The sequence below is a fragment of the Dechloromonas sp. ZY10 genome (genome assembly GCF_041378895.1).
GTDB lineage: Bacteria > Pseudomonadota > Gammaproteobacteria > Burkholderiales > Rhodocyclaceae > Azonexus > Azonexus aquae.
The window spans coordinates 257,873-265,000 of record NZ_CP144212.1 but is presented as its reverse complement, the minus strand read 5'-3'; the positions used below and the strand labels follow the sequence as shown (position 1 = coordinate 265,000).

The 7,128-nt window shown below is 56.4% G+C and carries 5 protein-coding genes and 1 rRNA gene (1 of these 6 running past the window's edge); 1 reads left to right on the top strand and 5 read right to left on the bottom strand.

Annotated features, from left to right (window positions below; all coding sequences use genetic code 11):
- Positions 1-836: ribosomal RNA gene (locus VX159_RS01305) — 16S ribosomal RNA — on the bottom strand; it reaches 700 nt to the left of the window's first position.
- A 395-nt stretch (positions 837-1,231) separates the two neighbouring features.
- The gene (locus VX159_RS01300) at positions 1,232-2,236 is read right to left on the bottom strand and encodes an MBL fold metallo-hydrolase (RefSeq protein WP_371324194.1); all 1,005 of its coding nucleotides are present in this window, start codon (positions 2,234-2,236) and stop codon (positions 1,232-1,234) included.
- Between the two features lie 28 nt (positions 2,237-2,264).
- Between VX159_RS01300 and VX159_RS01295 the strand changes: the two genes are divergently transcribed.
- Positions 2,265-2,519, top strand: a complete 255-nt coding sequence (locus VX159_RS01295) for a hypothetical protein (RefSeq protein ID WP_371324193.1) — start codon at positions 2,265-2,267, stop codon at positions 2,517-2,519.
- A gap of 5 nt (positions 2,520-2,524) precedes the next feature.
- Here the strand turns inward: VX159_RS01295 and VX159_RS01290 are convergent, their stop codons facing one another.
- From VX159_RS01290 to queC, 3 genes are read right to left on the bottom strand one after another with little or no spacing between them, the layout of a single operon-like run.
- Entirely contained in the window at positions 2,525-5,245 is a 2,721-nt protein-coding gene (locus VX159_RS01290) for a response regulator (protein ID WP_371324192.1), read from the bottom strand.
- 40 nt (positions 5,246-5,285) lie between these two features.
- Complete coding sequence (locus VX159_RS01285) at positions 5,286-6,386, bottom strand: YeeE/YedE family protein (RefSeq protein WP_371324191.1); 1,101 nt, start codon at positions 6,384-6,386, stop codon at positions 5,286-5,288.
- A 2-nt stretch (positions 6,387-6,388) separates the two neighbouring features.
- Positions 6,389-7,069: a 7-cyano-7-deazaguanine synthase QueC gene (queC, locus tag VX159_RS01280; protein WP_371324190.1), complete on the bottom strand. Its 681-nt coding sequence runs from the start codon at positions 7,067-7,069 to the stop codon at positions 6,389-6,391.
- Positions 7,070-7,128 lie beyond the last annotated feature (59 nt).

The following is a 7,128-nucleotide window of genomic DNA, read 5'->3' as shown; positions in this document are numbered from 1 at the left end:
TTACCCCCCCAACAACTAGTTGACATCGTTTAGGGCGTGGACTACCAGGGTATCTAATCCTGTTTGCTACCCACGCTTTCGTGCATGAGCGTCAGTATCGGCCCAGGGGGCTGCCTTCGCCATCGGTGTTCCTCCACATCTCTACGCATTTCACTGCTACACGTGGAATTCCACCCCCCTCTGCCGTACTCTAGTGAGGCAGTCACAAGCGCAGTTCCCAGGTTGAGCCCGGGGATTTCACGCCTGTCTTACCAAACCGCCTGCGCACGCTTTACGCCCAGTAATTCCGATTAACGCTCGCACCCTACGTATTACCGCGGCTGCTGGCACGTAGTTAGCCGGTGCTTCTTATTCCGGTACCGTCATCCATGTAGGGTATTAGCCCACACGATTTCTTCCCGGCCGAAAGAGCTTTACAACCCGAAGGCCTTCTTCACTCACGCGGCATGGCTGGATCAGGCTTTCGCCCATTGTCCAAAATTCCCCACTGCTGCCTCCCGTAGGAGTCTGGGCCGTGTCTCAGTCCCAGTGTGGCGGATCATCCTCTCAGACCCGCTACAGATCGTCGCCTTGGTAGGCCTTTACCCCACCAACTAGCTAATCTGATATCGGCCGCTCTATCAGCGCAAGGCCCGAAGGTCCCCTGCTTTCCTCCTCAGAGAATATGCGGTATTAGCGTAACTTTCGCTACGTTATCCCCCACTGAAAGGTACGTTCCGATACTTTACTCACCCGTTCGCCACTCGCCGGCACCCGAAGGTCCGCTGCCGTTCGACTTGCATGTGTAAGGCATGCCGCCAGCGTTCAATCTGAGCCAGGATCAAACTCTTCAGTTCAATCCAACAAACTCGCAAATTCACTGACGGTAGATTTCTCTACCTATTACTCGGTGTATTTGCCTTAATACTATTTGCGATTGCTCGCTTTCGCATCAAGACACCCACACCTATCGGTTGTCCAAATTGTTAAAGATCACTACCGCGCCAACTCGTCGTTTCAAACAACTCGTCGTCTGCAGCAGAGAAGCGAGATTATGAACAACTCCTCACTTCTCGTCAAGCACTTTTTTAAAATTTCTTTTTCGAAACCACCGAAAAACAATACCTAAAAAACCGCTTCACTCTTCGCCGCTTCGCTTCCTGACTCGTTTCCGAATCCCCGTCGCGTCGAAGAGGTGCGCATTCTACTCAACTTTAAAAATACGTCAATACCTTTGACGAAATTTCTCGAATCAGAAAGCAGCGGCCTCTGCCTCAAGATAAGCGAGACTGACATATTTCCCGATATTCGACTCAAAGCCCTTGGTTTCGCTTGCTTTGCTCGCCACCCGGGGATCACTCAACACTCGCGTTTTTGCCTCTGCCAACGGCAGATCCTCGGCCACAGCCCGCTCACAGGATTGGTATATCCCTTCGAACAACTCGCGATTCCAGTCAAGCACCCCGCCCCCAGGCTGGCCATGCCCCGGCACCCAGATTTTAGCCCGCGCGTTTCGCTCCAACTGACGATAGGCATTTAGCGTTCCAAGATAAGAGCCATCATCCATATTGGCAATACGGCGATCCATTGCTACATCTCCCACGCAGACGACCGCATCGTTGACCACTTCGATGCAAATATCCGCAGGCGTGTGAGCAGTACCGTAGTGATGAATCCGGACCAACAGGTTGCCATACCTGAATTCATCCCCGTGAGCTACCGAGGCCGTAGGAACTACAACCTCCGTCCCCAAACTCGCTTGATTGGTCCATTGTTCCATCAATCTTCGCCACAAATCGCCCTGCACTCCAGCGATCGCCTGCACGGTTTGCGGATGGGCATAGATCGGCATCCCAGGAAATGCTGCTGCAAACGCCGCATTTCCGAGAAAATGATCACCATGGTAGTGGGTATTGAATGCAGCAATCACCGGCTTGGCGAATTGGCGCTGCAACTGACGAATGGCCATCTCTCCGATTTGAACCGACGCACCAGTGTCTATAACCAGCAAGCCTTCGGAAGTGTCCACAAAAACCAGATTGCACATCATGCCGCGATTTTCCGGAGTAGGAAAACCATCCGGCGCGATGATGGCCCATACGTGCGGGGACAGTTGCCGTAGCGGATGGTCCTCAACGGCCGGACCACGAACGAAGGCATCAACCTCCCCCGCCCAAGCCGCCAACCCCTCCCAAGACATCATAGTTGCCGCCCCTGCCGCCAATCCCGACAACCGCAGAAAATCACGACGCTTCATAAGAATTCCAACACACGATGAAATGCTGATGATCGCGCCGATTTCAGCCTTCGTCTACACTACCGCAATGAAAAAATATCCATTGTCATTCATCAGTCTTTGCCTGCTGGGCGTGGCTGCAGCAATTCCCGGATTGGGCAGCGTGCTTGGATTCGGCGGCTGGCTACACCCTCTGCTCGAAGACCCGATGGCCGGACTGGCATTCATCGTTTCGGCGTTGGCGCTATTCGGCTCGGCGGCATTCCCCTTAATATTGAGACGCCTTCAAGAGGCCGAGCAGTAGAACCTTCAGTTGCCTTGCACCAAAGGATGCGTTGAAAGTTCAGCCAGGCGCTGTAAACCGATCTCAATCTCTCCCAGCAATAACTGGCAATCAGCTGCTGCCTCCTCGCCGGACCTGGCACAACAAAGCTCAAGCATCTCTGCTGCCGAACGCAGCGAAGTCGCCCCCAAAGTAGCGGCCAGGCCCTTTAATGTGTGGGCCAGACGTTTGGCCAACTGCCAATTTCCTCCTGAAATGGCATCACGCAGTTCATCCGCCACCTTTTCCTGCCCGGAAAGGACCTCTGCGTACATGAATCGATACATTTCGCGATCGCCTCCCATCCGCCGTAGCGCCACTGGGAACCCATCAAGTTCCGGAGGAACGGGAACCTGCGGCAACACCGCAACTTCGCCCTCTCCCGAAGACGCCCGAGGCAGTACCTGCGTCTCGGTAGAGGCACACCACCTGACCAATGTCGCGTAGAGATGCTCCCGATCAATCGGCTTCGCTACATAGCCTTGCATCCCAGCCTCAAAACAACGCTGGCGGTCCTCGGCCATGGCGTTTGCGGTCAACGCAATAATCGGCAATTGATCGCAGGCGGGATCCTCGCGGATCAGACGCGTAGCCTCGATCCCGTCCATGATTGGCATCTGCATGTCCATCAGGATCGCCCGATAGCGCTCCGGCCCTGCCAGCACCAGGGCGACAGCCTCCTTGCCATCAACCGCAGTATCGGTTGTGACGCCAACCCTTCGCAAGTATTGGCAAACCAGTTCAAGATTGACCGGATTATCTTCAACAACCAATACATGCACACCAGAGAGCACTGCCGACACCTGATCGGACTCGACCGGAAGCAACGATGCCGGCAAAGCCGCACTCAAGCCAAACCAAGCGGAAAACCGGAACACACTACCGATACCGGACATGCTCTCAACTGAAATCTGACCACCCATGCGCTCAACCAAGTGCCTGGAGATCACCAAGCCGAGACCACTTCCGCCAAATTCACGACTAGTCGACGCTTCGGCCTGGCCGAAAGGCTGAAAAAGCCGCTCCAACTGGACGCTGCTAATTCCAATTCCGGTATCCCGGATTGTGAATAACACCTGAACGCGCTCAGCCAAAGCATCGCGCTCGGTCAACTCGACCTCGATGTGGACGCCACCCTCACGGGTAAACTTGATCGCATTCCCGACCAGGTTGTTCAGAATCTGCGACAGACGCAAGGCATCGCCAACCAAGGCACGGGGAACATCAGGCGAGCAATTCAGCGAAAGACCGATCCCCTTCTCCTGCGCCCGCACTCCGAGCAGATCCTCCGTCCGCCGCAAGAGCAACTCAAGGTCAAAAGGCTGAAGTTCAAAAGCCAGTTTGCCGGCTTCGATTTTCGAGAAATCGAGAATGTCATCAAGAATCCCCAACAGGAATCTAGCTGAATCATAAGCCTTGCCGACATAGGCCCGCTCGACATCCGGCAACTCTCCGTCGAGCGCCAACTGCATCATGCCCATGATCCCATTCATGGGCGTCCGGATTTCGTGGCTCATGTTGGCCAGGAACTGGCTCTTGAGCCGGGTAGCCGCCTCAGCACCTTCCTTGGCCTGCAACAAGCGGCTTTCCATTTCCCGTTCACTGGAAATATCGCGAACCAAGACTGCAAACTGGCGCTGGACCCCCATGCTGGCTGTTTCGACAACCGAAAAACGAATCGGAAAAAACTCGCCATTGCGCCGCTGGGCCAAGGTTTCCCAAGGAAGCCCACGAGCGGCAATCGCATCGAGGCTAACCCCGAACCGATGCACCAGTTCGCTCCCGTCGACACACTCCGCGTGGGGCAGGAACTGGGCGATATCGATGCCACAAAAATTGCTGCTGCCACATCCGAATAGCGAGACAGCCTCGTCGTTGACCGTACTGATCACTCCTCGCTCATCGGTCAACAGCACCGCCAGAGAGGAAGCATCAAGCAAGGTCCGATTGCGATCGGAGACCAGCTTGCGCGACAAGATGCCATGAATTCGCGCGTGCAACTCGACCAGAACCACCGGCTTGCTGATGTAGTCATCGATACCGACGTGGAACAGTTCGATCCGCTTGGCCGCAGAATCGAAGGCCGTCATCGCAAGAATCGGAATATCCCCTTTACGCCCGGAGGTACGACGAATCCGGTTAACCAGACGCGAACCGGTCATCCGCCCCTGCAATACGATATCGCAGATCAGCAGATCATATTCATTCTGGCGAAATGCCTCCCAAGCTGCCTCTGCGGAATCAACTGCGTCAACCTGCAGATTCCAGGTGCGGAGTTGAGCCTCCAGGGCCATGCGTTGATCACGCGCGTCCTCTACATAGAGCACCCTGCCACGCAAGGGGGTATAGACCCCGAGAAAACGGCGCAAAAAACTGACCAGTTCGTCAATATCGTGCTTGCGGAAGATTTCGGTAATCCCGGCACGCTCTGCCAGCGCAGCAAGTTCGGCCGTCGGACTGCTGGTCAGCAGCACAATCGGCTCGAACATGAACTGCCCCGAGGTGCGGAGCTCACGCACGAAATCGACGCCATCGATATCAGGCAAATGCCGAGCAACGATGACGAAATGAAATTCGCTGCCTGGGGTCATTTCGCGCGCAGTTGCCGCATCTGTTGCCAAACTGAGGGTCAGATCGCGATAACCGCGCAAGGCCTGCTGCAAGATGTCACGATAGATTGTCGTATGGTCGACCAGCAGGATATTCATGATTCGTCGCCGGACCGGCGTCAGGGGGCAGAACGCCATTCTACCCGCGCATCAGACGCCAGTACTGGAATTTAAGAGTTGCCGTCGCGGCTCCGACAATGGCCAGAAAAGTAAGCACCGAACCCAGCGCCAAAGTTGAAAAGCCGCTGATTCCCTGCCCGACCGTACATCCCATCGCAACCACCCCGCCAAAGCCCATCAGCGCTGCCCCGAGCAAATGACTGGCGGTATCCTCGATGCTGGCAAAACCTTCCCAGCGGAAACTGCGGGTCAACAGGGCACTCAGCCAGGCGCCGCTGATCACCCCGAGGACCACGGCAATCGCAAAGCTCATCTTGCGGCTACTGTCCGACCACAGCATCAACAACTCCAGGGTATAAGCCTGCGGCGCAACAAACGTCAGCGCTTCCATACGTCCGCTGTTGGTGGCGAGAAAAGCCTCCTCCAGCGTTTCCGGATGTTCGGGTAAGTAGCCGAGGTGACCGCTGACATACCAGGCGGCGACAATCGCCAATCCGACGCCGAACCCGCCCAACAGATTATCCAGCGTCCAGAATTCGCGACGGATCAGGGCAAACACGGTCAACCCGCCGCCTATACCCAAAACCGGCAACCAAAAAGCCCACTTTGGCTCCAGCCCGGCCCGCACCAACATCGCCGGCAAATCCTGTGCGCCGGCGAGAGGCCAGACAAAGCTGTCAAGCAGATTGACCCGGAAGACTGCCAGCACACCGCGCATGGTCATGTAGGCGACGACTCCGAGGACCAGAAACACCACAACCGACTTGAGATTGCCGCCACCAATCCGGATCAGCGTTTTCGACCCACAACCGGAAGCCAGCACCATTCCGACGCCAAAACAGCCACCACCAACCAGATACGACAACCAGGTGAACGGAGCTGCCCGATAAAAAGTCTTGTCGAGGTCGATCAACCCGGCTGCGTGCAAACCAGCGGCTCCAAGAATCGCCACACCAATCGCCAGCAACCACATCCGCATGCGACTCCAGTCATCCATATTGACGATGTCAGACACCGCCCCCATCGTGCAGAAATGGGTTTTCTGGCTAATCGCCCCGAAGATAAACGCAACGGCGAAAGCCAGCCACAGGACGAGATCGGTCTGGGCTGCGAGATCCATGATCAGGAAGAATGATAAAGGGTGGGATCGGCAACACCGGCGGCGGCGAAGCCCTCTGCCCGCAGGCGGCAGGAATCGCAGACGCCACAGGCGCGACCGGCAGGATCGGCTTGATAACAGGAAACCGTGAGCGCGTAATCCACGCCCAAACGGTGACCGGTCTGAATGATTTCAGCCTTGGACAGATCGATCAGTGGCGCATGAATGTGCAGGTTCTGCCCCTCGACGCCGGCCTTGGTTGCAAGATTGGCCATCTTCTCGAAAGCGGCGATGTATTCCGGTCGGCAATCCGGGTAGCCGGAATAATCGACCGCATTGACCCCAACGAAAATATCGCGGCTACCCAGCACCTCGGCCCAAGCCAAAGCCAGCGAGAGCATGATGGTATTGCGCGCCGGAACATAGGTCACCGGGATGCCGGCCTGGACGCCGCCGGTCGGCACGGCGATCGAGGTATCGGTCAGCGCCGAACCGCCGAACTGGGCCAATCCAAAATTGATCACACGATGCTCGGCCGCACCGAGTGCCTTGACCACCCGTTCGGCCGCCCGCAACTCGGCGTTGTGACGCTGACCATAATCGAAGGAAAGGCAGTAGCAGGCGAACCCCGCATCGCGGGCAATCGCCAGACAGGTAGCGGAGTCAAGTCCGCCGGAAAGGAGAACAACAGCAGGCTTCATCATGGGGCGCGAATATACCCGAAATTTGCCGTGGACCGTGGACATCGGCCCGCCATCCGGCT